Source organism: Nocardioides sp. T2.26MG-1 (assembly GCF_950101795.1).
Lineage (GTDB): Bacteria > Actinomycetota > Actinomycetes > Propionibacteriales > Nocardioidaceae > Nocardioides.
In genome coordinates, this window is sequence record NZ_CATNLZ010000032.1 from 198,611 (window position 1) to 221,767 (window position 23,157).

Sequence of the window (23,157 nt, forward strand, 5' to 3'; positions counted from 1 at the left end):
CCTAGAATCCCCCGGTGACGCCGAGCCTCCGCAGCCCCTATGCGGTCTGGGTGGTCGGCCTCCTGGTCTACCTGGTCGCGGTGTTCCACCGCTCGTCGCTGGCGGTCGCGGGCCTCGCGGCGACCGATCGGTTCGACATCTCCGCCGCGCAGCTGGCGACGTTCACGATGCTGCAACTGCTGGTGTACGCCGGGCTCCAGATCCCCGTGGGGCTGCTGGTCGACCGGTTCGGTCCACGCAGCGTGCTGCTGACCGGCACGCTGATCCTCGTCGTTGCGCAGGCCGGTTTCGCGCTGTCGTCGACGTACGGCCTGGCGCTGCTCGCCCGCGTGTTCGTCGGCATGGGCGACGCGATGACCTTCATCTGCGTCCTCCGGCTGGTCGCCTCGTGGTTCCCCGGCCGGCGGATCCCACTGATCACCCAGCTCACCGGCACCTTCGGCCAGATGGGGGCGATCGGCGCGGCCGTGCCGATGACCTGGGCGCTGCGCGAGCTGGGCTGGACCACCGCCTACCTCGTCGCCGCGTCGCTCGGCGTCTTCCTCGCCGTCGCGCTGCTCGCGGTCGTGCGGGACACACCGCAGGTGACGCACCTACGCGGTCCGGCGCTCTCACTCTCCGCGGTGCGCACCAGCCTCGCGGCGTCGTGGGCCCATCCCGGCACCCGGCTGGGCTTCTGGATGCACTTCGTGACCCAGTTCAGCGCCACCGCGCTCAGCCTGCTGTGGGGCTACCCGTACTTCGTCCGCGGCGAGGGCCTGAGCCCGTCGGCGGCGGGCGTGCTGCTGACGATCATGGTGGTCGCGGTGATGTGCGCCGGTCCGGTGCTCGGCTGGCTGGTCGGCGCCCATCCGTGGCACCGCTCGACGACCGTGCTGACGATCGTCGCGTCGATCGTCACCGTCTGGACGGTCGTCCTCGCCTGGCCTGGCAACGCGCCCATGTGGCTGCTGGTCCTGCTCGTGACGGTGGTCGGCGTCGGGGGCCCGGCGTCGATGATCGGCTTCGACGTCGGGCGTACGTCCAACCCGGACGAGCGGCTGGCCAGCGCGAGCGGCATCATCAACCAGGGCGGCTTCCTCGCCAGCCTGCTGCTGGTGATCTCGATCGGCCTGATCCTCGACTGGCGGACGCCCGGCACCGGCGCGTCGTACGGGCCCGCGGCGTTCCGGTGGGCGATGAGCGCCCAGTACGTGCTCTGGGCGGTCGGCCTCACCCAGGTCTACCGCTACCGGGTGCTGGCCCGACGGGTCGTCGACCGCGACGAGCTCGAGGGCGTCGACACCACGCCGGCGGGCTAGGCCTCGACCCCACCGGCGCAGGCCGATCAGCCTCGCTGCCGCACGCACGTCAGACGCCAGTGGTTGCGGCCCGCGGACCGGTCGTAGGAGATCTCGTCGACCGCGGCCATCGCGAGCGCGAGGCCACGACCGGACTCGGCCTCCTCATCGGGCATCACGACGTCGCTGAGGTCGATGGACGCCGGCATGCCGTCGTCACCGAAGGACGCGATCAGTGCGTCGTCGGTGGCGGTGAGCCGGACGTCGAAGCGGCGCTCGGAGCCGCCGGACTCGATCCGGTAGGCGTGCTCGACGATGTTGCCGAGGACCTCGATGACGGCGGTCTCGAACCGGATCCGGTCGACCATCGCGACGTCCTCGTGGTTGGCCCAGAGCTGCTCGAGGACTGCGTGGACCATCTGCATCATCTCGGGGGTCGCGGGGGCGGAGAGCTCGATCCGGCGCTCGTCGTCGGCGTCGGGACCTGGGATCGTCGGCTCAGGCATCGAAGGCCCCCTCGACGGTGTCGCGGGGCCTCAGCACCCGATCGAGGTTGGTCAGCTTGAACACCGTCGTGACGGCCTCGGTCGGCCGTGCGACCCGCAGGTCGCCACCGGCCTGGCGGGCCGACTTGAGGCCGGCGATCAGGGCGCCGAGGCCCGAGGAGTCGAGGAACGTCGTCTCCGCGAGGTCGACGACGATGCGCGACGTCCCGCCGGCCACCAGGCCGTCCAGGACCTCCTTGAGCCCTCGGGCCGACGCCATGTTGAGACGCCCCTTCGGGGTCACGACGCCGACTCCCTCGGCGGTGGTGTCGACAGCGAACTCGATCATGCTGCTCCTCTGCGGGCTGTGGGGGGTGCCGTGGCGGCCGGGTCGAACCCGCGGTAGCGGGCGGCTTTGATGATCACCGAGAAGATCGCGAGGTCGAACCCGATCCACGCGATGTTGAACGCCGTGCCTGCGGCGCCCGCGTGGCCGGTGCCGACGCGCACCACGCCGATGATCGCAGCCACCACGAGGGCGGCCATCGCGAGCAGCTGTGGCCGGACCAGGTGCCAGGGCGGCCGGTCCACCTCCTGGCGGGTCTTCGGGGTCACCGCGAAGTCCAGCGAGCGGCCCAGGAACACGTTGCCGAACGCCGACGTGAAGGACTTGATCCAGACGGGGAAGAGTGCCAGCGAGTACTGCTGGCCGCGCCAGGTCGGCCGGCCGGCCGCGACCACTAGGAACAGCAACTGGTTGACCACGAGGAACGGCACCAGGCGGATGAAGAACTCGGTGCTGAGCGCCCGCACCGGCAGCACCCCGACCGTCAGGTAGATGATCGGCGCGGCGAGGTAGACCAGGGCCGCGAAGCCGGAGAGGTAGCTCCACATGGTCGCGAAGTACATCAGTCGCTGGCCCCAGGTGAGCCGACGCTGCAGGAGCGGGTTCTCCCGGAACATCACCTGCACCGTGCCCTGCGCCCACCGCAACCGCTGGGTGAGCATGGTCGGGAGGTCCTCGGGCGCGAGGCCGTGGGCGAGCACCTCGTGGTGGTACGCCGTCCGCCAGCCCAGCCCGTGCAGCCGCATGCACGTGGCCATGTCCTCGGTGACCGAGATCGTCGCCATCGGCATGATCGGCTGCGCCTCCGAGCCGAGGTCGACGTCGACGGCATCGACCAGAGCCTGCACGGTCTCGACGGCACCCAGTGGGGACCAGTCGCGGGCGGAGAGCTGGTCGAGGGCGCCGAGGTCGATGCCGGCCAGTCCGTCGTCGGCCTCGCCTGCGCTGCGCTCCAGCTCCGCGATCGCCGCGAGGTCGCTCTGCAGTGCGGTCAGGTCGGCCGCCACCAGCTCACGGCGCACCGAGGCCACCCGCTGCTGGAACCGGTAGGTCACGTCCATCAGCGCCTCGCCCCGGGCCAGTTCGCGACGGGCGCGGGAGATGTCGTACTCGATCGAGTCGAGCGCCCGGCGTACGGCGTCGTCGTCGGGGCCGAGCCCGCGGCGCGCCTGTCGCAGCACCGACCGAGCCGTCCGCAGCGCGCGCTGCACGCCCGCCTCGACCGCGTCGGCGTAGCGGGAGACGCCCAACTGCATGAGCGCCTCGCGCCGGATGATCGCGTTGGACCCGCAGAAGAACGCGGCGTTCCAGCCGTCCTTGCCCTGCTGGATCGGTCCGTAGAACAGTGGTGCCTGGCTGCCGAGCGGGTCGTCGTCGGGGACGTTGGCGAACCACTGGGGCGTCTGCACGAGCGCCATCTGCGGGTCCTCGAAGTACCCGAGGGTGCGGTCGAGGATCGCGGGGAGCGGCACCTGGTCGGCGTCGAGGATCAGCAGGAACTCGCCCTCGGTCACCAGCAGCGCGTTGTTGAGGTTGCCTGCCTTGGCGTGCCGGGGCATCCCGGCCCACTCGGCCGACCTGGTGATCCAGCCGATGCCCTCGGCCTCGGCGGCCTCCCGCATCTCGGGACGGTTGCCGTCGTCGAGGACCCAGGTGCGGTGCGGGTAGTCGATCGCCAGCGCCGCCCGCGCGGTGCGCATCACCAGGTCGATGGGCTCGTTGTACGTCGCGATCAGGACGTCGACGGTGAGCCCGGGAGCGGCGGGGGGCGGTTCACCGCGCTCCTTGAGTCGCCACATCGCCAGGCCGAAGAGCAGGGAGTCGACCAGGCTGAAGGTCTCGGCCAGCACGAGGGGGACCGCGATCCACCACGCGTCCCAGTTGACCGAGAACACCCACCGCCACGCGACGTAGTTGACCCCCAGGAGGGCGGTCAGAAGCACCACGAGCCGGATGACGAGCAGTCGGCGGGGCACGTGCTGACCGTAACCTGCGGTGGCCGGTTCCATGCCGGGCGTGAGGCGCGGTTTGCGCGGGACGCTCCGCGGATACGGTCCGCCCATGACGAACATCGATCTGGGCCGGCCCGTGCAGGGCGACGTCGTGGAATTGATCCTCGACGACCACCGCCGTTTCGAGGCGCTCCTGCGCGACCTGCGGGACAGCAGCACGGACCGCGACGCGGTGCGCCGCGCGTTCGCCACCCTGCACGTGGCGCACGCCGAGGCCGAGGAGAAGCACGTCTATCCCAAGCTCAAGCGCAAGAACGCGGTCGACGACGAGGAGGCCGACCACGGGATCGAGGAGCACGCGGAGGGCAACGAGGCATTGCTCGCCGTGCTCGACCTCAAGGGCACCGACACCCAGGCGTTCGACGACGCGGTCGAGGAGCTGGCCCGCCTGGTCAACCACCACCTCACCGAGGAGGAGCTGACGATCCTCAACCCAGCCCGGGAGGAGGTCGGGCCGCAGGTGCGCGCCGAGCTCGGCCGGCTCTTCGTCGAGGAGCGCAACGCCCAGATCGACGCCGACTGCGGCGCGATCGAGAACGTCCGTCGGATCGTCGCCGAGGCGCGCCGTGCGGGGCTGCTCGACGCCGACGATGACGACGACTGACTGGTGGCGGGCGGCCGCGACGGTGGTGGCCGCCTGGGCGGTGATCCTCGGTGCGGTCGTCGCCGTCGGCTGGCTGATCACCAGCCCGCTGCAGTCTTCGGTCGACCCCTGGGACAACGACGCCGTGCGCTGGTTCGCAGGGGAGCGCACCGCGGACCTGAACACGGTCGCGGACGTGGGCACGTTCCTCGGCGAGACCGTGGTCGGCGCGGCGGTCGCGACGGTCGTCGCCGCCGCCCTCTCGCTGTGGCGGCGCTCGATCCGCCCGGCCGCGTTCTTCGCGCTCGTGCTGGCCGGGATCGGCGGCTTCTACGCCGTGACCACTCTGGTGATCACTCGCGTGCGGCCGCCGGTGCGGATCCTCGACCCCGGGCTGGTCCCGGACGCCAGCTTCCCCTCAGGGCACGTCGCGACCGCGAGCGCCGTGTACGGCGGCACCGCGCTGGTGGTGTCCCTGCTCATACCGCGCTCCCGCCCGTGGATCTGGCTGCTCCTGCTGGTGCCGCTCGGCGTTGCGCTGGCCCGGCTCTATCAGGGCGCCCACCACCCCACCGACGAGCTGGCCAGCCTGCTCTACACGACCGCGTGGCTGGGTGTCGTCGGCACCGTGCTGCTCAGGCCGGCGCGGGACGGCGGTAGACCGCGACGGCGGTGACGTCGTCGAGCTGGCTCCGCTCGACGGCCAGCCGCACGATCGCGGACAGCAGGTTGGTGGTGTCGTCGTGCTCCGCCACCAGCGCGCCGATCGGCTGCCACCAGTGCTCGGGGTCGTCGATCAGGTCCAGCAGGCCGTCGCTGAAGAGCAGCAGCCGGTCGCCCGGCGCGAGCGTCGTGCTCTGCTCGCTCCAGTGGTCGTCGGGGAGCACGCCGAGCGGTAGGTCGTCGCTGCTGAGCCGGTCGACGGTCCCGTCCGCGCGCACCACCAGGCACAGGCCCATGCCGGCGTCGACGTAGCGCACGAAGCCATCGTCGAGGTCGACCGCCGCCTCGAACAGCGTCACGAACGACTCGGCACGCATCAGGTCGGGTGTCATGCTGCGGGCCACCTGCGTGACGGTGATGCCGAGGTCCACACCGTTGACGACCGCGTCATGGGTGCCACGCAGCGCGGTCCGGACACCGGCCCCGAGCAGGGCAGCGCCGGTGCCCTTGCCCATGACATCACCGAGCCCGACGTGCGCGACGCCGTTGCCGACCGCGTAGTCGAACATGTCCCCGCCGACGGCGAGGGCCGGCACACAGGTCCCGTTGAGCTCCCACTCGCCGACCCGGATCGGCTTCGCCGGCAGCATCGAGGCCTGGACCTGGCCGGCACGCTGCATCTCGCCGGAGGACACGAGCTCCTGCTGCGCCCATGCGGCGAGGTCCTCCAGCGTCTGGACCTCCTCCTCGTCCAACGATCGGACGGCTCGGTCGTAGATGCAGAACACCGCGACGATATTGCCCGCCGGGTCGCGCAGCGGTACGCCGGCGTACGACCGGACCCCCATCTCGGAGACGGCCGGGAGATCGGAGAAGCGCGGATCCTGGGTTGCGTCCGGCACCACGACGAGGTCACCGACGGACGTGGTGCGGTCGCAGAAGGTCTCGTCGCGTGGGACCGGCCGGCCCGGGAACCCGCCGGCGCCCGGGAACCACGCCTGGTCGTGATCCAGCACCGTGATCGAGGCCCACTCGACGTCGAGGACCTTGCGGGCGAGCCGGGCGATCCGGTCGAAGCGCTCCTCGCGACGTCCGGTGAGCCCGAGGCTCTCGACTGCTCGCTGGCGTCGCCTTTCGGTGGTCTCCAGCGCGTCGTGTCCCATGCCCGATGGTTACCCATCCGGTGGCTCGACGATGCCCACGAGCCCGGCGGTGTGTGGGACCGGCGCCGGCGGGGTATGAACTGGGCAGCGGGGACAGCTCGGGAAGGAGTCGGATGCCGGGTCGCCGAGCAGTGGTGGTGGAGGACGACGAGGACCTGCGCGACCTGGTGGAGCACGTGCTGCGCGGCGCCGGGCTCGACCCGGCGGGCGCCGAGAACGGCGAGGACGGCGTACGCCTGGTCCGGGAGCTCGACCCCGACCTGGTGACCCTCGACGTGCAGCTGCCCGGGCTGCTCGGCACGGAGGTGTGCCGCCAGGTGCGCGAGTTCAGTGACGCCTACATCATGATGATCACCAGCCGCACCGACGAGGTCGACCGCCTGCTGGCGCTCGACCTCGGCGCCGACGACTACCTGGCCAAGCCTTTCTCGCCCAAGGAGCTCTCCGCCCGGGTCTCGGCCCTGCTGCGCCGCCCGCGGATGGCGGGCGACCCCGTCGCGAGCGCGGACGAGGTGAGGCTCGAGGCGGGTGGTGGGCTGGTGCTGGTCCCGGTCCGGCACGTGGCGTTGCTGGACGGCATTCCGGTGCCGCTGACGCCGACGGAGGTCGACCTGCTGGCCGCGCTCGCGCGGGTGCCCGGCGAGCCGCAGGCGCGCTCGACGCTGGTCCGCTCCGTGTGGGGTGGCGACTTCATCGAGTCCGACTTCCTCATCGACGTCCACGTCGCGAGCCTGCGCCGCAAACTGCGCAAGGCCGGCACCGGCGCCGACTGGATCCGCACCGTGGCCGGGACGGCCTACGCCTTGACCCCGCAGTAACCGCCGGTCACCGTTCCTCGTCGGGCTTCCAGGGCTGGCCGAGCGCCTTGCGCTGCTTCTTCTCCAGTCGCCGGCGCTCGCGGGAGACGATGTCGTCGCGCGATGCCGCGGTGCGTACGGCGTTGATGCCGGTGCCGAGCATCACGAACAGCGGCCACGGGAAGCCGCCGAACATCACCGCCGCCCAGATCGTCCAGGTGAGCACCGAGGCGAACACGAACCCCATGAGCGCGGAGCGGCGCTCCTCGCGCCACTTCGCGACCGACCGCTCCTCGATCTGCACGGGGGTCAGCAGCCCCTCGCCTGGCCCGCCGAACGGCACCAGGGTGCCGGTGGTGGCCGCGACCAGGCCCTCGAGGAGGGCGGGCAGGTCGCCGAGCGTGCGCGCGTTGCCGACCGCGGTGCTCCGGGCGTCGAACTCCTCGCGGTCCAGCCGGCCGTCGGCGTACGCCTCGGTCAGCACCTGGTGGACCACGTCGCGATCGGCGTCGGACGCACGCAGCGAGGCGTTCTCGGAGTGCCGCGGGTCGTGCGAGAACGACGACCAGACCTCCTGCTCCACGCGGCCATCGTAGGGCGGCCGCGCCCCCGGCCCGGTCCAGCCCACCGTTTCGCCGGCGTTACGTGCGGGGAGATGCGTCGTTGACCGGGATGGGAGACAGGGGAGCGCTGAGCGTTGCCCTAAATGAGAACACGTTCTATTCTGTGGCGGCCGTCTAGACAGCTCCGGGGAGGTGGGCACGTGGCGTTCTCTGCCGTGTCTGTGATCCGGGGTCCGGGCGAGATCGCGGTGATGACCACCGACGTGGTGAAGCGAGCCTTCACGACCAGGTTCCAGCTGCGCGAGTTCATCGAGCAGGCGTGGTTCATCACCAGCGTGACGCTGATGCCGACGATCCTGGTGTCGATCCCGTTCGGCGCCGTGATCTCGCTCCAGGTCGGCAACCTCACCGGCCAGCTCGGCGCCCAGTCGTTCGCCGGCGCCACCGCCGTGCTGGCGGTGGTGCGTGAGGCCGCACCCATCGCGGCGGCCCTGATCATCGCCGGGGCCGCGGGCTCGGCGATCTGCTCCGACCTCGGGGCACGCAAGATCCGCGAGGAGATCGACGCGATGGAGGTCCTCGGCGTCGACCCGATCGCCCGCCTCGTGGTCCCGCGCGTGCTGGCCACGATGTTCGTCGCGTTCATGATCATCGGCATCGTGATCGGCGCCGGCATCGGCGGCGGCTACTTCTTCACGGTGATCGTCCAGGGCGGCTCCGCCGGCGCGTTCCTCTCGTCGTTCACCGCCCTCGCGAGCCTGCCCGACCTCTACATCGCGATCGTCAAGGCGGTGATCTTCGGCGGCATGGCCGCGATCGTCGGCGCCTACAAGGGCCTGAACGCCGGCGGCGGTCCCAGCGGCGTCGGCCGGGCCGTCAACGAGTCGGTGATCATCGCGTTCATGCTGCTGTTCTTCATCAACGCCGTCATCACCGCCATCTACTTCCAAGTCGTCCCGCCCCCGGGCCTGTGAGCGCCATGTCGAGCATCAGCGCGCTGGGCGGCGCCTTCTACCGTGGCCGCCGCGACTCCCTCGAGCAGTACGGCGACCAGCTGCTGTTCTACGTCAAGGCGCTCGCGTGGACGCCGCGGGCGATCAAGCGCTATCCCCGCGAGATCCTCAACACCCTCGCCGAGGTCACCTTCGGCGCCGGCGGGCTCACGCTCATCGCGGGCTCGGCCGGCGTCATCGCGTTCCTCTCGTTCTTCGCCGGCACCGAGGTCGGCATCCAGGGCTACGCCTCGCTCAGCCAGATCGGCGTCGCGAAGTTCAGCGCGTTCATCTCGGCCTACTTCAACACGCGCGAGGTCGCGCCGCTGATCTCCTCGATCGCGCTGGCGGCCACCGTCGGCTGCGGCTACACCGCGCGGCTCGGTGCGATGCGGATCTCCGAGGAGATCGACGCGCTCGAGGTGATGGGCATCCCGTCGCTGCCGTTCCTGGTCACCACGCGCATGGTCGCCGCGTTCGTCGCGGTGATCCCGCTGTACGTCGTGGCCCTGAGCGCGTCGTACCTCTCGCCACGGCTGATCACCACGATGGTCTACGGCCAGTCGCCGGGCACCTACGACCACTACTTCCTGCAGTTCCTGCCGCCGATCGACATGCTCTGGTCGTTCTTCAAGCTGCTGTTCCTGGCGGCCGCGGTGATCCTCATCCACTGCTACTACGGTTACACCGCGTCGGGTGGCCCGGCCGGCGTCGGCATGGCCGTGGGCCGCGCGATCCGCACCAGCATCGTCACGATCGTGGTCGCGGACTTCTTCCTCAGCTTCGCGATCTGGGGCTCCACGACGACCGTCCGGATCACGGGGTAGCGGCCGCGATGTTGGTGAACATCTACCACGACAGCCCGCGGGAGCACCGCCGGCTGCTGGTCGCGGGCGTCGCGTTCCTGGTGGTGATCGCGCTGCTGATCTCGCTGTCGATCGCGGTCTACCAGAAGCTCTTCGAGCCGGTCACCACCGTGCAGATCCACGCCGACCGGGCCGGGCTGCAGCTGGCGAAGTTCGGCGACGTGCGCCTCAACGGCGCGCTGGTCGGCCAGGTCCGCAAGGTCGCCCAGGACGGGCACGAGGCGGTGATCACCGTCGCGCTCCAGCCCGACGAGGCGAAGCGGATCCCCGACAACGTCTCGGTGCAGATCCTGCCCACCACGCTGTTCGGCCAGAAGTTCGTCTCGTTCGTGAGCCCGGACAAGCCGTCCGGCCACCCGCTGTCCGACGGCGACGTGATCCCGGCCGACCGCGTCGAGACCAACGTCGAGCTGAGCCGGATCCTCGCGAACCTGTTCCCGCTGCTGCGCTCGGTGCAGCCGGCCGACCTCAACGCCACGCTCAACGCCCTGGCCACCGCGCTCGGCGGCCGCGGCGAGCAGCTGGGCGAGACCATGGACCAGCTCGACGACTACCTCGGCGAGATCGACGACCACCTGCCGACGCTGCGCGAGGACCTGGTCAAGCTCGCCGACGTCGCCGACACCTACGACCTCGCCGCCCCCGACCTGCTGGCGGTGCTGCGCGACGTCACGGTCACCGGCCAGACCGTCATTGACAACAAGGAGCAGCTCGGCACGTTCTTCGCCGACGTGCAGGGGCTCGCCGACACCTCGACCCGGGTGCTGCGCGACAACTCGGCCAACCTGATCCGGGTCGGCCAGGTCACCGAGCCGGTGCTGCGGCTGCTCGCGGTCTACTCGCCCGAGCTGCCCTGCCTGCTCCAGGGCGCGGCCCGCTACGCGCCCCGCCTGGCCCGCACGTTCGAGGGCAACCAGGTCAAGCAGTACATCGAGTTCGGCACCGCGCAGTACCGCGCCTACAACGCCAGCGACCGGCCGACGTACGGCGAGGTCGGCCACGGACCGTGGTGTCTCGGCCTGCCGCACCCGAAGGTGCCGGCACCGCCGATCGCGCTCGACCAGGGCAGCGACATGGACGAGCACCCGCCCACCAGCCCGCTGCCGGGGATGCCCGGCCTGGGCCGGGTCGGGGCCGACTACTCCGGCACCGCGGGGGAGAAGACGATCGTCAACGCCCTCATCGCGGGGCTCACCGGGCGCTCCGCCGACACGTACGGGTCCCTGGGCTCCCTGCTCTACGGCCCCGTCGTCGGCTCGCCCGCGCGAGGTGGACGCTCATGACCACCCCACGAAGCCGCTCGCTGCGCTCACGCCTCCGCGGGGGCCCCGCATGATGTCCCGCAACTCCACGACGATCGCCGCCGGCATCAAGCTCGGCATCTTCACCGTGGTCTCGGTCCTGGTGACCGGGCTGCTCGCGGCGATCATGGGCAACATCGGGTTCGGCGCGGGCACGACGTACCGCGCGGTGTTCAGCACCGCCTCGATGCTCCAGAAGGGCGACGACGTACGTGTCGCGGGTGTCAGCGTCGGGGAGGTCAAGAAGGTCGAGCACTACGACCGCAGCCAGGCGCTGGTGACGTTCCGGGTGCAGTCGGACCTGCCGCTCACCACCGCGTCCCACGCCGAGATCCGGTTCCTCAACCTGGTCGGCGACCGCTACCTCGCGCTCGAGGAGGGCGCCGACGCCGACGCCGAGCCGCTGGAGTCCGGAGGCACGATCCCGATCAGCCAGACCAAGCCGGCGCTCGACCTCACCACGCTCTTCAACGGGTTCCAGCCGCTGTTCCAGGCGCTCAATCCGCAGCAGGTCAACGACCTCAGCATGAACCTCGTGCAGGTGCTGCAGGGCGAGGGCGGCACGGTCCAGGGCCTGCTGCAGAAGACCGCCTCGCTCACCAACACCCTCGCGGACCGCGACGAGCTGATCGGCCGGGTGGTCGACAACCTCGGCGAGACGCTGAGCACCGTCGACGGCCGCCACCAGCAGCTCAGCGAGCTCGTGGTCGGGCTGAAGAACTGGATGGCCGACCTGGCCCGCGACCGCGGCACGATCGGCGCCTCGCTGTCGAACATCTCCGACCTCACCGTGGTGGTCGCCGACCTGCTGCGGCAGGGCCGGCCGCTGGTGAAGTCCGACGTCGCCAAGCTGCGTCGGCTCGCCGGGCTGCTCACCGAGAAGAAGAACGCCGACCAGCTCACCGAGCTGCTCGACCGGCTGCCGGAGTCGATGACCGACCAGACCCGGACCGGCACCTACGGCTCCTGGTACAGCTACTACATCTGCGGGTTCAGCGGGCGGATCACGCTGCCCGCCGGCCTCGGGAACATCCCGGGCATCAAGCAGCTGATGGCCCAGCTCAACAACCTGAACTTCCACTCGACCGCACCGCGGTGCAACGGGGCGACGGCGCCATGACCACCAGCCGCTACAGCGACGCGCGGATCCTGCGCATGGGCGCCATCACGGTGGTCGTGATGCTGCTCGTGATGGCCGCCGCCTTCAACCTGTCCCAGTTCCCCGGCTTCAAGGGCGGCACCTACCGGGCCGAGTTCTCCGACGCCAGCGGGCTGCACAAGGGCAACATGGTGCAGGTCGGCGGCATCCGCGTGGGGCGGGTCCAGGACGTCGCCCTCGAGGACAGCAACACCGTGCTGGTGACCTTCGAGGTCGACAACGGCGTCGAGTTCGGTTCCGACAGCCGCGCCTCCATCGAGGTGCTCAACCTGCTCGGCGAGAAGTACCTCGACCTGCAGCCCGCGGGCTCCGGGCAGCTCGGTGAGGACGACGTGATCCCGGTCGAGCGGACGCAGTCGGCGTACGACATCGTCGGGGTCTTCGGCGACCTGACGACCACCACCGAGCGGATCGACACCGACCAGCTCAAGCAGGCGCTGAACGTCGTCGCCGACACCACCGACCAGGCCGCGCCCGAGATCGAGTCCAGCTTCCGCGGCATCGCCCGGCTCTCGGAGAGCGTCGCCTCGCGCGACGAGCAGATCCAGGCGCTGCTGAAGAGCTCGCAGAGCGTCAGCAAGGTGCTGGCCGAGCGCAGCGGGGACCTCGTCGACCTGATGAAGCACAGCGACCTGGTGTTCCAGGAGGTCCGGCGGCGCAAGCAGGCCGTGCACCTGCTGCTGGTCAACGCCCGCAGCCTCGCCCAGCAGCTGCGCGGGGTGGCCGAGGACAACCAGGCCCAGATCGGCCCCGCGCTGCAGGAGGTCGACGACCTGCTCGCGCTGCTCAACGGCAAGGAGAAGGAGCTGAAGGCGACGCTGGCGGCGCTCGGACCCTACGTCTCGATCCTCGGCAACATCATCGGCACCGGCCCGTGGTTCGACGCCTACGCCTCCAACCTGGCCGCGATCCCGACCGGCGAGTTCCTGCCCGGCACCCTGGGGGACGAGTGATGGCCGACATGTGGAGCCGCGTCAACGGCCGCGCGCTCGCCGTCGCGGCCGCGGTGGTGCTGCTGACCGCGACGTACTTCATCGTGATCCGCGACGACACCCGGACCAAGACCGTCGCCGCCCACTTCCCTCGCGCGGTGAGCATCTACCAGGGCAGCGACGTGCGCATCCTGGGCGTCAACGTCGGGCGCGTCACCGCGGTGACCCCCGAGGGCAACTCCGTGCGGGTCGACATGGAGTACGACGCGAAGTACCAGGTGCCGGCCGATGCCAAGGCGGTGATCGTCACGCCCACGCTCGTCGCGGACCGGTTCGTGCAGCTGACCCCGGCGTACGCCGAGGGCGACAAGGTGATGGCCGACGGCGCCGACATCGCGCTGCCCGACACCGGCGTGCCGGTCGAGCTCGACCGCATCTACGCCAGCCTCCGCGACCTCTCCGAGGCGCTCGGGCCCAACGGCGTCAACAGGGACGGCACGCTCGACCACGTGCTCGAGGCCGGCGCGCACGCCTTGAACGGCAAGGGTCAGCTCGGCAACCAGATGCTCAACCAGATGGCCGCCGCGGCGCAGACGTTCGGCGAGGGCGCGGGGCCGCTGTTCGAGACGGTCAGCCAGCTCGCCGAGTTCACCACCACGCTGGCCCAGAACGACAAGGTCGTCCGCGCGTTCATCAAGGACCTGGCCGGCGTCTCCTCGCAGCTCGCCGACGAGCGCACCGAGATCCAGGGCGCGCTCGCCGCGGTCGCCGACGCCGTCGGCACGGTCAAGACGTTCGTCCACGACAACCGCAAGGCGCTCGTCGCCGACGTCGAGCGGTTGACCCGGGTGATGAAGACGATCGCGTCGGAGAAGGACAGCATCGACGACGCGCTGCGGATCGCGCCGGTGGCGATCGGCAACCTGAGCCTCGCCTACAACAGCAAGTCCGGGACCATCGGTTCGCGGATCGGCATCAGCGGGAACGTCTGGGACGCCGACGGCTTCCTGTGCGCCGTCGTCCAGCAGTCGAGCCTGCCGCAGGCCAGCAAGGACCTCGCGTGCACGCTGTTCAAGCAGCTGCTCGAGCCCGTCGAGGGACAGCTGCCCACGATCCCGCCCGGCCCGAGCGGCCGCCAACAGGCGCCCACGGCCGCCGACGACGCCGCGCGCGTGCAGCGGCTGTACGCCGCCACCGGCAGCGGCTCGCTCGACGAGCTCATGGGAGGTGGCTCGTGACGCGACTGCTCCGCCACGGCGTCCTCCTCGTGGTGCTCGCCCTGCTCGCCGGGGCGTGCAAGTTCGACGGCGCCTACGACCTGCCGCTCCCGGGCTCGCCGGTCGACGCCGACCACTCCTACGAGGTCACCGCCGAGTTCGCCGACATCCTCAACGTGGTGCCGCGCTCGCCGGTGATGGTCGACGACGTGACGGTCGGCGAGGTAACCGACGTGGAGCGGGTCGGCTGGCACGCCCAGGTCACGCTGCGGATCCGCGACGACGTCAAGCTCCCCGACAACGCGATCGCCGACATCCGCCAGGTCAGCCTGCTGGGGGAGAAGTACGTCGCGCTCGAGGCGCCGGCCGAGGGCGCCTCGGACGACCTGCTCGCCGACGGGGACGCGATCCCGCTGGCCGACACCGGCCGCAACCCGGAGGTCGAGGAGGTGCTGGGTGCGCTCTCCTTCCTGCTCAGCGGCGGCGGCGTCGGCCAGCTCGGGACGATCACCCACGAGCTCAACCAGGTCATGGACGGGCGCACCGACCGGCTGCGCCACCTGCTCGGCTCGCTGGAGAACGTCGTCGGCACCCTCGACGACCAGAAGGCCGACATCGTCCACGCGATGGAGTCCCTCGACCACCTCACCGGCACCCTGAACGCCGAGAAGAAGACCATCACCGGCGCGCTCGACGTCGCGGGACCGGCCGTCGAGGTGCTCGCCGCGCAGCACGACGAGCTGATGGCGATGCTCACCTCGCTCAACCGGCTCGGGGAGGTCGGCACCCGCGTGATCGGCCAGAGCAAGCAGGACATCCTGGACTCCCTTGACCATCTCCAGCCGATCCTGCAGCGCCTCTACGAGGCCGGCGACGACCTGGCCCCGGGCCTCAACCTGCTGGTGAGCTTCCCGTTCCCCAAGGAGGCCTCCGAGATCGTCAAGGGCGACTACGCCAACACCTCGATCCGCGCCGACATCAGCCTCGAGAACCTCCTGCCTGGTGCGCCCGGCGGCGGCATCCCCGGCATCCCCGACCCCGGCGAGCTGCTCACCGCGGTCGAGAAGTGCCTGCGCAGCGGCGACCTCACCACCAAGCCCTGCCAGAAGGTGCTCGCCTCGGCCGACCTGCTGGGCAACCTGATCAAGGACTGCAAGAAGAAGAAGTACGACGGCAACCCGGTGTGCACGATCATCGAGGCGCTGCCGGGCGGTGGCGGCGGGCTCCCGGGCCTGCCCGACCTGCCCGGGACACTCGGCGGCGTCCTGGGCGGTCTGCTCGGCGCCGAGCGGGCGCCCACCTCCGCCGGCCTCTACGGAGGTGCCGGATGATGAGCCGGGGAGTGAAGGTCCGGATCGCGGCGTTCCTCGTGCTGAGCGCGGTGGGCATCGTGTACGTCGCCGGCTCCTACCTCGGCTTCGTCGACCGGGTCCTCGGCCGCGGCATCACCGTGCACGCGACGCTGCCGACCTCGGGTGGCCTCTTCGAGGGCAGCGAGGTCACCTACCGCGGCGTCAAGATCGGCAAGGTCTCGGCGATGACCGCCAGCGCCGACCACGTCACGCTCGACCTGGCGCTGCAGGACGGCACCGAGCTGCCGGCCGACTCCCCGATGTTCGTGCACAACCTCTCGGCGGTGGGGGAGCAGTACCTCGACTTCGAGCCCCCCGACGACGACGGCCCGTACGTCGAGAGCGGCGACACGCTGCACGGCACCGCCGAGTCGCTGCCCGTCGACGAGGGCGACCTGCTCGTCGAGCTCGACAAGTTCGTCGACTCCGTCGACAAGGAGAACCTCCAGGTCGTCGTCCACGAGCTCGGCACGATGTTCACCGACACCGGCGTCCCGCTGCAGCGGCTGCTCGACAACGGCAGCGCGTTCGTCCGCGAGGCCGCCGCGCACACCGCCGACACGATCCGGCTGCTCGATCGCGGCAAGCGCGTGCTCAGCACCCAGCAGGGGCAGAAGGAGAACATCCGCGCGCTCGCCGGCGACCTGCGCAGCCTCACCGACGCGCTCGCCGACAGCGACGACGATCTCGAGCACGTCCTGACCGGCACGCCCGGCACGGTGCGCGAGGTCGACGGGCTGCTGCGTGACCTCGAGCCCACCCTGCCGGTGCTGCTCGCCAACGCCGTCAGCGTCAACCAGGTGATGGTCTCGCACCTCGCCGGGGTGGAGCAGCTGCTCGTCACCTACCCACGGACGATCTCCGCGGGCTTCACCGGCACCCCCGGTGACGGCTACGGGCACGTCAACCTGCAGCTCGACAGCTCGGTCCCGCCGTGCACGGAGGGCTACAAGCCCCGCAACGAGTGGCGCCCGCCGAGCGACCTCACCGACAGCCCGATCTACCCGGCGCAGTGCACGAGCGGGCCGCCGTACGTCATGCGGGGCCCGAAGTACTCGCCCGGCGGCCAGGGCAACCCCTCGCCCGGCCGGCTCTACCGCTCGTCGTACGACCCGGTCACGGGTTTCGTCTCAGGTGCCGTCGATGCGAGCGGCAACCCCGTACGCTTCGTCGATCAGGGCAACCTGTCCATCCTGGGAGGGGACGCGTGGAAGTGGCTGCTGGTGGGGCCGGTGACCGGCCGGTGACCTCCCAGGAGACCGACGCCGGGCCGGACACTCGGGTCCGCCTGAACATCGGTCTGTACGTGCTGGCACTGCTGCTGGCGTGCGCGGTCGTCTTCGGCGGTGTGCTCGCCGCGCAGGAGCACCGCGACCGTGGCCGAGCGGCAGGGGAGCAGGAGCGGTACGGCGCCGTGCTGGCCGCGGCCCGCGCCGAGGTGGAGGCCTTCATCAACATCGACTATCGCGACGCGCGCAAGAGCATCGACGGGGTGGCCGCCGGTGCGACGGGCAAGTTCGCCAAGCAGTACGACAGCGCGACCAGCGGTGTCCTCGAGACCCTCAAGCGCAACCGGTCCGTGATGGACGGCGAGGTCTTGTGGGCCGGCGTGGTGACCGTCGACCCCGACAGTGCCACGGTCATCGCGGCCACCCAGGGCACCGTCGCCAACGTCTCGACCGACGACAAGCCGATCGCCCGGTACTTCCGGCTCAAGCTCGATCTCCAGAAGGTCGACGGCGACTGGTTGACCGCCGACCTGGAGTTCGTGGCCTGATGACCGACAGCTCAGGGAAGCCTCGCAACCCGCGCCGCCCGGTCGTCGGGTCCCGCAACCCCACGGGCCGCCCGCGCAAGGTCCCCACGCAGACCCACCCCGAGCCCGCGGTCGAGCCGTCCCCCCCGGTGGTCGAGCCTGTCGAGACCACGACCCCACCGCGCCGGACGCCCGGCGTCGGCGGCCGGCGTACGACGATCGCGCTGGTGGTCGCCGTGGTCGTGCTGCTCCTGGTCGGGGCGGCGGAGATCTTCTACCTCGTCCGCGACGACACGCCGACGGTGTCGGCGAGCCGGCCGGTGGTCACCGGCGAGCTCACCCACCGCGCGGCGGTCGAGGCGGCGGCCCGGTCGACCGAGGAGATCCTCTCCACCAGCTACGAGAACTACGACGAGCAGGTCGACCAGGCCGCCGCGAAGATGACCGACGCGTTCGCGGCGGAGTACCGCAAGACCTCCGACGGCATCCGCGACCAGTTCGTGGCGAGCAAGACCAAGCTGCAGGTCAAGGCGGTCGCCCAGGGTGTCGTCCAGGCGTCGCCTGCCCAGGTGCAGGCGCTCCTGTTCCTCGACCAGTACGTCGAGAAGACCGAGGACGGCCAGCCGCGCACCGACTACCGGCAGTACCGGGCGCTGGTGACGGTGGTGCACACCGACCAGGGCTGGCTGGTGTCGAACATCGAGACGCAGTAGGGTTTTGCAAAACTAGAACAGGTTATAGTTGAGCCGGGGCCCCGAGAGGAGAAGGATCGCCGCGTGTCCACTGACAACGCTGCCGACGTCGACCTCCTCGTGATCGGTGCCGGCCCGACCGGCCTCTTCGCGACCTACTACGCCGGGTTCCGCGGCTTCCGGGTCGGCGTCGTCGACTCGTTGCCCGAGCTCGGCGGCCAGATCACCGCGATGTACCCCGAGAAGCAGATCCTCGACGTGGCCGGGTTCCCCTCGGTCAAGGGACGGGACCTGGTCGAGGGCCTGGTCGCCCAGGCCTCGACCGCGCACCCGACGTACTTCCTCGATCGCACGGCGATGACGCTCCACGAGGACCCTGAGGACGGCTATGTGACCGTCGGTCTCGACGACGGCACCGAGGTGCGCGCCAAGGCCGTGCTGGTGACCGCGGGCATCGGCAAGTTCAGCCCGCGCCCGCTGCCTGCCGGCGAGGGCTGGCTGGGCCGCGGCCTGGAGTTCTTCGTGCCGAGCTTCGCGCCGTACGTCGGCAAGGACGTCGTGATCGTCGGCGGCGGTGACAGCGCGTTCGACTGGGCGCTGCACCTCGAGCCGGTCGCCCGGTCGGTCACGCTGGTCCACCGGCGCGACGCGTTCCGCGCCCACCAGCGCACGGTCGACGCCGTCCAGGCCTCCTCGGTCGAGATCGTGACCCGCGCCGAGGTCTCCGCGATCCGCGGCAACGGCGTGGTGGAGTCCATCGAGATCACCGTCGACGGCGAGACCACCGAGCGCCCGGCGCAGGCGATCGTGGCCGCGCTCGGGTTCGTCGCGGACCTGGGCCCGCTGCAGAAGTGGGGCCTGGACGTGGAGAAGCGGCACCTGGTCGTCGACTCCTCGATGCGCACCAACCTGCCGCGGGTGTTCGCGGCCGGCGACATCACCGAGTACCCCGGCAAGGTCCGCCTGATCGCCGTCGGGTTCGGCGAGGCGGCCACCGCCGTCAACAACGCGGCGGTCGTGATCGACCCGACCGCCCACGTGTTCCCCGGTCACTCCAGTGAAGGAAGCTGAGGCAGCCAGATGAAGATCAAGGTCGACTTCGACCTGTGTGAGTCCAACGCGCTCTGCGAGGCGCTGGCCCCCGACGTGTTCGAGCTGGACGACGACGACTTCCTCCAGCTCAAGACCGAGGAGACCACGCCCGAGAACATCGAGGCGGTGAAGCGCGCCGTCGCCGCGTGCCCGCGCACCGCGATCTCCCTGGAGGACTGAGCCGGTGGCGCAGACATCACTGGACGGCAAGGTCGCGATCGTCACCGGCGCCGGAGCGGGGCTCGGCCGCGCCGAGGCGCTCGCGCTGGCCGACGCCGGCGCGCGGGTCGTGCTCAACGACCTGCCGGCCGGTGCCGACGAGGCCGCCGAGGAGATCCGGTCGCGCGGCGGCGAGGCGACCGTCGTCGCCGGCGACGTGGGGGAGCGGTCCACCGCCGACGCCATGCTCGCCGCGGCGCTCGACACGTTCGGCGGCCTGGACATCGTGGTCAACAACGCAGGCGTCACCCGCGACCGGATGCTGTTCAACATGTCCGACGAGGAGTGGGACCAGGTGATCCGCATCCACCTGCGCGGCCACTTCCTGCTCTCGCGCAACGCCGCGGCCCACTGGCGGGCCAAGGCCAAGGAGACCGGTGCGCCGGTCGGCGCCAGCGTGGTCAACACGGCCTCCGAGGCGTTCCTGTCCGGGCCGCCGGGCCAGGCCAACTACGGCGCTGCGAAGGCCGGCATCGCCGCGCTCACGGTCTCGACGGCCCGGGCGATGGCGAGCAGCGGCGTACGCGCCAACGCGATCTGCCCCCGGGCCCGCACCGCGATGACCGCACAGGTCTTCGGCGAGGACCAGTCGGGCCTCGAGGTCGACCCCTACTCGCCCGAGCACGTCGCGCCCGTGGTGGCCTACCTCGCCTCGCCGGCCGCGGCCAACATCACCGGCCAGGTGTTCGTCGTCTACGGCGGCATGGTGGCCCTGGTCGCCGCGCCCGTGGTCGAGCAGCGCTTCGACAAGTCCGGCACGCTCTGGACCCTCGACGACCTCGACAAGCAGGTCGGCGGCTACTTCGAGGACCGGGACCCCGCCGTCGGCTTCGCGGCCGACTCGATCCTGAAGCTGACGGTGTGACGATGAGACTGGACGGCAAGATCGCGATCGTCACCGGCGGCGCGATGGGGCAGGGCGCCGGCATCAGCCGGGCGTTCGTCGCCGAGGGTGCGCGCGTGGTGATCGCCGACGTCGCGAAGGACGCCGGCCAGGAGCTGGCGGACTCGTTGGGGGAGGCCGCGCACTTCGCCCACCACGACGTGAGCGACCAGGCCTCGTGGACGGCACTCGTCGAGGACACCAACGCCCGCTTCGGGCCGGTCAACGTGCTCGCCAACAACGCCGGCATCCTGCGGTTCGGCGAGATCGAGAACATGCCGGTCGACGAGGTCGAGCTGCTGTGGCGGGTCAACCAGCTCGGCTGCTTCCTCGGCATGAACGCCGTGACCTACACGATGCGCAAGAACGGCGGCGGCTCGATCATCAACGCCTCCTCGGTCGAGGGCCTGGCCGGCATGCCCGGCTGCACGGCCTACGCCGCGACGAAGTGGGCGATCCGCGGCATGACCAAGTGTGCTGCGATGGAGCTGGGCCCCAAGGGCATCCGGGTCAACTCCGTGCACCCCGGCATGATCGACACCCCGATGACGCGGGTGCACGGCGGCGACGCCGCGATGGAGTACGGCGCCTCCAAGGTGCCGCTGCGCCGGGTCGGGACGCCTGCGGACGTCGCGCCGCTGTACGTGTTCCTCGCCAGCGACGAGTCGTCGTACATCAACGGCGCCGAGATCGCGATCGACGGAGGCGTGACCGCCACCCACGCCTTCGGCGGCTAGGTCCCGGGGCTAGGGTCCCGTGCATGGCCAACCAGCGCGACCAGGTCGTGATGACCCACGACGAGCAGGTCGAGTTCCTCCACCAGCAGCGCTCGTGCACGCTCGGCACGTTCGGTCCGCAGGGCCAGATCCACCTCGTCGGCATGTGGTACGCCGTGCAGGACGACCACATCTGGTTCGAGACCAAGCGCAAGGCGCAGAAGACGGTGAACCTGCGCCGCGACCCGCGCTGCAGCTTCCTCGTCGAGGCCGGCCACACCTACGACCAGCTGCGCGGTGTGGCCATCGAGGGCACCGCCGAGGTGATCGAGGACGAGTCGGTCGTCTGGGGCGTGTGCGTGAACATCTTCGAGCGCTACAACGGCCCGTACTCCGAGGAGATGAAGCCGTTCGTGGAGTTCATGGCCCACAACCGGGTCGTCGTACGCCTCGACCCGCAGCGGGTCCGCTCCTGGGACCACCGCAAGCTCGGGCTGCCGGCCATGGAGCTCGGCGGCACCACGGCCGCGTTCCTGGAGTAGCCCCGCTCACGAGTCCGCGGCGACGAGGCGCTCGAGGTTGTCCAGCTCGTTGGCCCGTCCGGCCACGAGCCGCTCGGTCCAGACCTCATCGTGGAGCGGCTCGCACTCCATGACGACATCGGTCCCCGTGGCCGTGGGCTCCAGCGTGACCACCGTCAGGTGGTCGTAGGGCTCGACACCCGGGACGAAGTCGGTCCGCGACAGATAGGCCAGCCGGGTCGGCTCGGCCACCTCGGTGAACTCCTTGTGCGATCGGGTCGACAGCGGCATCCCCGCCTGCTCCATGAACGCGATCTGGTCCGCGCCGACGGCGGTCATCGTGTAGTCGAGGGCCCCGCCCGGCCGTAGGTCGAGGACATCGACCGTGGTCCGGAACCCGTCGGGCGCCCACCAGGCCCCGATGCCGGCGGGCGTGGTCCACAGCTCCCAGACCCGCTCGGGCGGGACCGGCAGGCTGCGGCGAAGGACGGTGGCGTCGTGGTGGTTCATCCTGGTCTCCTGATCGTCGGTTCGAAGGGTTCTCACGCCAGGGACGGAGCTCGTGATCGGTTCTCGACATCGTCCCGACATCGAAATCGGGTCGCCGCGCCGGTGACGCCCGGCTAGCCTCCGGCCGTGACTCCCACGACCGACCTGCTCGCGGCCTACGACTCCCAGCTGCGGTTGGAGTCGGAGATGGTCGGTGCCCGCACCTGGCACCACCACGGCCCGCTCGTGCGGGGCGTGTTCACCGAGAGCGGCTTCGTCTCCTACCGCGACCTGGGAGGCCTCGGGGGTGACGAGGTCGACCGGCTCATCGCCGACACCGTGGCGTGGTTCCGCGACGAGACCGACGTGGCGACGTTCGAGTGGAAGACCCGCGGGCACGACCTGCCCGCCGACCTACCCGAGCGCCTGGTCGCCCACGGGTTCGTGCCCGATCTGCCGGAGACCGTCATGATCGGCCGGGCCGAGGCGCTCGACCGGCCGGCCGACCTGCCGGCCGGCATCGCCGTACGCCGTGCGGGCGTCGGTGGCGATCTCGTGGACGACGTGGGCAGGGTGACGCGGATGCAGGCCGACGTCTTCGGCCGCAGTGCCGGACCGGACGACGGCGACCTCGCGCGCCGGCTCGCAGCCGCGCCCCACCTGGCCGGTCTGTGGTTGGCCGAGGACGCCGACGGCACCGTGGTCTGCGCGGGCCGGCTGGAGGTGGTGCCGGGCACGGAGTTCGCCGGGCTCTGGGGTGGCGCCACGCTGGCGCCCTGGCGGGGCCGCGGCATCTACCGTGCGCTGGTCGCCGCCCGGGCGCGTGCGGCCTTGGCCATGGGGGTCGCCTACCTGCACAGCGACTGCACGGACATGTCGCGCCCGATCCTCGAGCGCAGCGGGATGGTCGCGGTGACCACCACGACGCCGTACAACTGGACGCGCGACTGAGTGCGCCTCGGGCCGGGTGTCTACGCCCCAGTACTCGTAGGGCAGCGCCGGCGCCTTCACGTCCCTGTCGTCATCGCCCCACCCCATGGTCCACCTGCCCATCGGCGCACTGTGCCGAACGCTCGCT

Annotated in this window: 26 protein-coding genes; 20 read left to right on the forward strand and 6 right to left on the reverse strand. The window is 70.9% G+C overall.

The genetic code is table 11. The features are described 5' to 3' along the window. Nucleotides 1-14: 14 nt before the first annotated feature. The gene (locus QQZ14_RS15965) at nt 15-1,301 is read left to right on the forward strand and encodes an MFS transporter (RefSeq protein WP_284535344.1); all 1,287 of its coding nucleotides are present in this window, start codon (nt 15-17) and stop codon (nt 1,299-1,301) included. 26 nt (nt 1,302-1,327) lie between these two features. Here the strand turns inward: QQZ14_RS15965 and QQZ14_RS15970 are convergent, their stop codons facing one another. The 3 genes from QQZ14_RS15970 to QQZ14_RS15980 are packed head-to-tail and all read right to left on the reverse strand — an operon-like array spanning nt 1,328 to nt 4,087. Further along, nucleotides 1,328-1,786 (reverse strand): ATP-binding protein, encoded by a 459-nt coding sequence (locus QQZ14_RS15970; RefSeq protein WP_284535345.1) that lies wholly within the window; start codon nt 1,784-1,786, stop codon nt 1,328-1,330. Beyond that, a complete protein-coding gene (locus tag QQZ14_RS15975; RefSeq protein WP_284535346.1) occupies nt 1,779-2,114 on the reverse strand; it encodes an STAS domain-containing protein in 336 nt (111 codons plus the stop codon). The genes QQZ14_RS15970 and QQZ14_RS15975 overlap by 8 nt, the downstream gene beginning before the upstream one ends. Further along, on the reverse strand, nt 2,111-4,087 hold the full coding sequence (locus QQZ14_RS15980; RefSeq protein WP_284535347.1) for a glycosyltransferase family 2 protein: 1,977 nt from the start codon (nt 4,085-4,087) through the stop codon (nt 2,111-2,113). Before QQZ14_RS15980 ends, QQZ14_RS15975 begins: the two co-directional genes overlap by 4 nt. A gap of 85 nt (nt 4,088-4,172) precedes the next feature. On the opposite strand from QQZ14_RS15980, the gene QQZ14_RS15985 reads away from it, so the two are divergent. Together QQZ14_RS15985 and QQZ14_RS15990 are read left to right on the forward strand one after the other, a co-directional pair. Further along, complete coding sequence (locus QQZ14_RS15985; RefSeq protein WP_284535349.1) at nt 4,173-4,727, forward strand: hemerythrin domain-containing protein; 555 nt, start codon at nt 4,173-4,175, stop codon at nt 4,725-4,727. After that, nucleotides 4,714-5,382 (forward strand): phosphatase PAP2 family protein, encoded by a 669-nt coding sequence (locus tag QQZ14_RS15990; protein ID WP_284535350.1) that lies wholly within the window; start codon nt 4,714-4,716, stop codon nt 5,380-5,382. The genes QQZ14_RS15985 and QQZ14_RS15990 overlap by 14 nt, the downstream gene beginning before the upstream one ends. Here QQZ14_RS15990 and QQZ14_RS15995 read toward each other — a convergent pair. Next, on the reverse strand, nt 5,342-6,532 hold the full coding sequence (locus QQZ14_RS15995; RefSeq protein ID WP_284535351.1) for a PP2C family protein-serine/threonine phosphatase: 1,191 nt from the start codon (nt 6,530-6,532) through the stop codon (nt 5,342-5,344). The two genes, QQZ14_RS15990 and QQZ14_RS15995, sit on opposite strands and share 41 nt — an antisense overlap. Before the next feature lie 113 nt (nt 6,533-6,645). Between QQZ14_RS15995 and QQZ14_RS16000 the strand changes: the two genes are divergently transcribed. Continuing rightward, nucleotides 6,646-7,350, forward strand: a complete 705-nt coding sequence (locus QQZ14_RS16000) for a response regulator transcription factor (protein WP_284535352.1) — start codon at nt 6,646-6,648, stop codon at nt 7,348-7,350. A 7-nt stretch (nt 7,351-7,357) separates the two neighbouring features. Here the strand turns inward: QQZ14_RS16000 and QQZ14_RS16005 are convergent, their stop codons facing one another. Beyond that, a complete protein-coding gene (locus QQZ14_RS16005; protein ID WP_284535353.1) occupies nt 7,358-7,912 on the reverse strand; it encodes a DUF1707 SHOCT-like domain-containing protein in 555 nt (184 codons plus the stop codon). A 180-nt stretch (nt 7,913-8,092) separates the two neighbouring features. On the opposite strand from QQZ14_RS16005, the gene QQZ14_RS16010 reads away from it, so the two are divergent. The 15 genes from QQZ14_RS16010 to QQZ14_RS16080 all read left to right on the forward strand — a co-directional run bounded on the left by QQZ14_RS16010 (nt 8,093) and on the right by QQZ14_RS16080 (nt 21,611). Continuing rightward, nucleotides 8,093-8,866, forward strand: a complete 774-nt coding sequence (locus tag QQZ14_RS16010; RefSeq protein WP_284535354.1) for an MlaE family ABC transporter permease — start codon at nt 8,093-8,095, stop codon at nt 8,864-8,866. 5 nt (nt 8,867-8,871) lie between these two features. Next, entirely contained in the window at nt 8,872-9,711 is an 840-nt protein-coding gene (locus QQZ14_RS16015; RefSeq protein WP_284535355.1) for an MlaE family ABC transporter permease, read from the forward strand. Nucleotides 9,712-9,719: 8 nt separating this feature from the next. Beyond that, nucleotides 9,720-11,033, forward strand: a complete 1,314-nt coding sequence (locus tag QQZ14_RS16020) for an MCE family protein (RefSeq protein WP_284535356.1) — start codon at nt 9,720-9,722, stop codon at nt 11,031-11,033. 49 nt (nt 11,034-11,082) lie between these two features. Next, nucleotides 11,083-12,171 (forward strand): MCE family protein, encoded by a 1,089-nt coding sequence (locus tag QQZ14_RS16025; protein WP_284535357.1) that lies wholly within the window; start codon nt 11,083-11,085, stop codon nt 12,169-12,171. Further along, complete coding sequence (locus QQZ14_RS16030; RefSeq protein ID WP_284535358.1) at nt 12,168-13,163, forward strand: MCE family protein; 996 nt, start codon at nt 12,168-12,170, stop codon at nt 13,161-13,163. The genes QQZ14_RS16025 and QQZ14_RS16030 overlap by 4 nt, the downstream gene beginning before the upstream one ends. Beyond that, the gene (locus QQZ14_RS16035) at nt 13,163-14,380 is read left to right on the forward strand and encodes an MCE family protein (protein ID WP_284535359.1); all 1,218 of its coding nucleotides are present in this window, start codon (nt 13,163-13,165) and stop codon (nt 14,378-14,380) included. Before QQZ14_RS16030 ends, QQZ14_RS16035 begins: the two co-directional genes overlap by 1 nt. Continuing rightward, nucleotides 14,377-15,690 carry an MCE family protein gene (locus QQZ14_RS16040; RefSeq protein ID WP_284535360.1) on the forward strand — a complete coding sequence of 438 codons (1,314 nt, stop codon included), beginning with the start codon at nt 14,377-14,379 and terminating at the stop codon, nt 15,688-15,690. The genes QQZ14_RS16035 and QQZ14_RS16040 overlap by 4 nt, the downstream gene beginning before the upstream one ends. Then, nucleotides 15,690-16,958, forward strand: coding sequence for an MlaD family protein (locus tag QQZ14_RS16045; RefSeq protein WP_284535361.1), 1,269 nt, complete (start codon nt 15,690-15,692; stop codon nt 16,956-16,958). The genes QQZ14_RS16040 and QQZ14_RS16045 overlap by 1 nt, the downstream gene beginning before the upstream one ends. Beyond that, nucleotides 16,919-17,488 (forward strand): hypothetical protein, encoded by a 570-nt coding sequence (locus tag QQZ14_RS16050; protein WP_284535362.1) that lies wholly within the window; start codon nt 16,919-16,921, stop codon nt 17,486-17,488. The genes QQZ14_RS16045 and QQZ14_RS16050 overlap by 40 nt, the downstream gene beginning before the upstream one ends. After that, nucleotides 17,488-18,180 (forward strand): hypothetical protein, encoded by a 693-nt coding sequence (locus QQZ14_RS16055; protein WP_284535364.1) that lies wholly within the window; start codon nt 17,488-17,490, stop codon nt 18,178-18,180. The genes QQZ14_RS16050 and QQZ14_RS16055 overlap by 1 nt, the downstream gene beginning before the upstream one ends. A 63-nt stretch (nt 18,181-18,243) precedes the next feature. Next, nucleotides 18,244-19,230, forward strand: a complete 987-nt coding sequence (locus tag QQZ14_RS16060; protein ID WP_284535366.1) for an NAD(P)/FAD-dependent oxidoreductase — start codon at nt 18,244-18,246, stop codon at nt 19,228-19,230. 9 nt (nt 19,231-19,239) lie between these two features. Next, nucleotides 19,240-19,431, forward strand: coding sequence for a ferredoxin (locus tag QQZ14_RS16065; protein ID WP_284535367.1), 192 nt, complete (start codon nt 19,240-19,242; stop codon nt 19,429-19,431). A 4-nt stretch (nt 19,432-19,435) separates the two neighbouring features. After that, nucleotides 19,436-20,335, forward strand: a complete 900-nt coding sequence (locus QQZ14_RS16070; protein WP_284535368.1) for a 3-oxoacyl-ACP reductase — start codon at nt 19,436-19,438, stop codon at nt 20,333-20,335. A gap of 2 nt (nt 20,336-20,337) precedes the next feature. Then, nucleotides 20,338-21,090, forward strand: coding sequence for a glucose 1-dehydrogenase (locus QQZ14_RS16075; RefSeq protein ID WP_284535780.1), 753 nt, complete (start codon nt 20,338-20,340; stop codon nt 21,088-21,090). Between the two features lie 23 nt (nt 21,091-21,113). Beyond that, complete coding sequence (locus QQZ14_RS16080) at nt 21,114-21,611, forward strand: pyridoxamine 5'-phosphate oxidase family protein (RefSeq protein WP_284535369.1); 498 nt, start codon at nt 21,114-21,116, stop codon at nt 21,609-21,611. Nucleotides 21,612-21,617: 6 nt separating this feature from the next. On the opposite strand, the gene QQZ14_RS16085 is transcribed toward QQZ14_RS16080, so the two are convergent. Next, nucleotides 21,618-22,100 carry an SRPBCC family protein gene (locus QQZ14_RS16085; protein WP_284535370.1) on the reverse strand — a complete coding sequence of 161 codons (483 nt, stop codon included), beginning with the start codon at nt 22,098-22,100 and terminating at the stop codon, nt 21,618-21,620. 126 nt (nt 22,101-22,226) lie between these two features. Here QQZ14_RS16085 and QQZ14_RS16090 point away from each other — a divergent pair, with 126 nt between their 5' ends. Further along, complete coding sequence (locus tag QQZ14_RS16090; protein ID WP_284535371.1) at nt 22,227-23,030, forward strand: GNAT family N-acetyltransferase; 804 nt, start codon at nt 22,227-22,229, stop codon at nt 23,028-23,030. Nucleotides 23,031-23,157 lie beyond the last annotated feature (127 nt).

Excerpts from the sequence above, each read along its gene's own strand:
- QQZ14_RS16025 (WP_284535357.1), top strand. The coding sequence starts at position 11,083 with ATGATGTCCCGCAACTCCACGACGATCGCCGCCGGCATCAAGCTCGGC.
- QQZ14_RS16075 (WP_284535780.1), top strand. The coding sequence starts at position 20,338 with ATGAGACTGGACGGCAAGATCGCGATCGTCACCGGCGGCGCGATGGGG.
- QQZ14_RS15990 (WP_284535350.1), top strand. The coding sequence starts at position 4,714 with ATGACGACGACTGACTGGTGGCGGGCGGCCGCGACGGTGGTGGCCGCC.
- QQZ14_RS16080 (WP_284535369.1), top strand. The coding sequence starts at position 21,114 with ATGGCCAACCAGCGCGACCAGGTCGTGATGACCCACGACGAGCAGGTC.
- QQZ14_RS16065 (WP_284535367.1), top strand. The coding sequence starts at position 19,240 with ATGAAGATCAAGGTCGACTTCGACCTGTGTGAGTCCAACGCGCTCTGC.
- QQZ14_RS16035 (WP_284535359.1), top strand. The coding sequence starts at position 13,163 with ATGGCCGACATGTGGAGCCGCGTCAACGGCCGCGCGCTCGCCGTCGCG.
- QQZ14_RS16030 (WP_284535358.1), top strand. The coding sequence starts at position 12,168 with ATGACCACCAGCCGCTACAGCGACGCGCGGATCCTGCGCATGGGCGCC.
- QQZ14_RS15975 (WP_284535346.1), bottom strand. The coding sequence starts at position 2,114 with ATGATCGAGTTCGCTGTCGACACCACCGCCGAGGGAGTCGGCGTCGTG.
- QQZ14_RS16020 (WP_284535356.1), top strand. The coding sequence starts at position 9,720 with ATGTTGGTGAACATCTACCACGACAGCCCGCGGGAGCACCGCCGGCTG.
- QQZ14_RS15985 (WP_284535349.1), top strand. The coding sequence starts at position 4,173 with ATGACGAACATCGATCTGGGCCGGCCCGTGCAGGGCGACGTCGTGGAA.
- QQZ14_RS16055 (WP_284535364.1), top strand. The coding sequence starts at position 17,488 with ATGACCGACAGCTCAGGGAAGCCTCGCAACCCGCGCCGCCCGGTCGTC.
- QQZ14_RS16015 (WP_284535355.1), top strand. The coding sequence starts at position 8,872 with ATGTCGAGCATCAGCGCGCTGGGCGGCGCCTTCTACCGTGGCCGCCGC.
- QQZ14_RS16000 (WP_284535352.1), top strand. The coding sequence starts at position 6,646 with ATGCCGGGTCGCCGAGCAGTGGTGGTGGAGGACGACGAGGACCTGCGC.
- QQZ14_RS16045 (WP_284535361.1), top strand. The coding sequence starts at position 15,690 with ATGAGCCGGGGAGTGAAGGTCCGGATCGCGGCGTTCCTCGTGCTGAGC.
- QQZ14_RS16085 (WP_284535370.1), bottom strand. The coding sequence starts at position 22,100 with ATGAACCACCACGACGCCACCGTCCTTCGCCGCAGCCTGCCGGTCCCG.
- QQZ14_RS15995 (WP_284535351.1), bottom strand. The coding sequence starts at position 6,532 with ATGGGACACGACGCGCTGGAGACCACCGAAAGGCGACGCCAGCGAGCA.
- QQZ14_RS15970 (WP_284535345.1), bottom strand. The coding sequence starts at position 1,786 with ATGCCTGAGCCGACGATCCCAGGTCCCGACGCCGACGACGAGCGCCGG.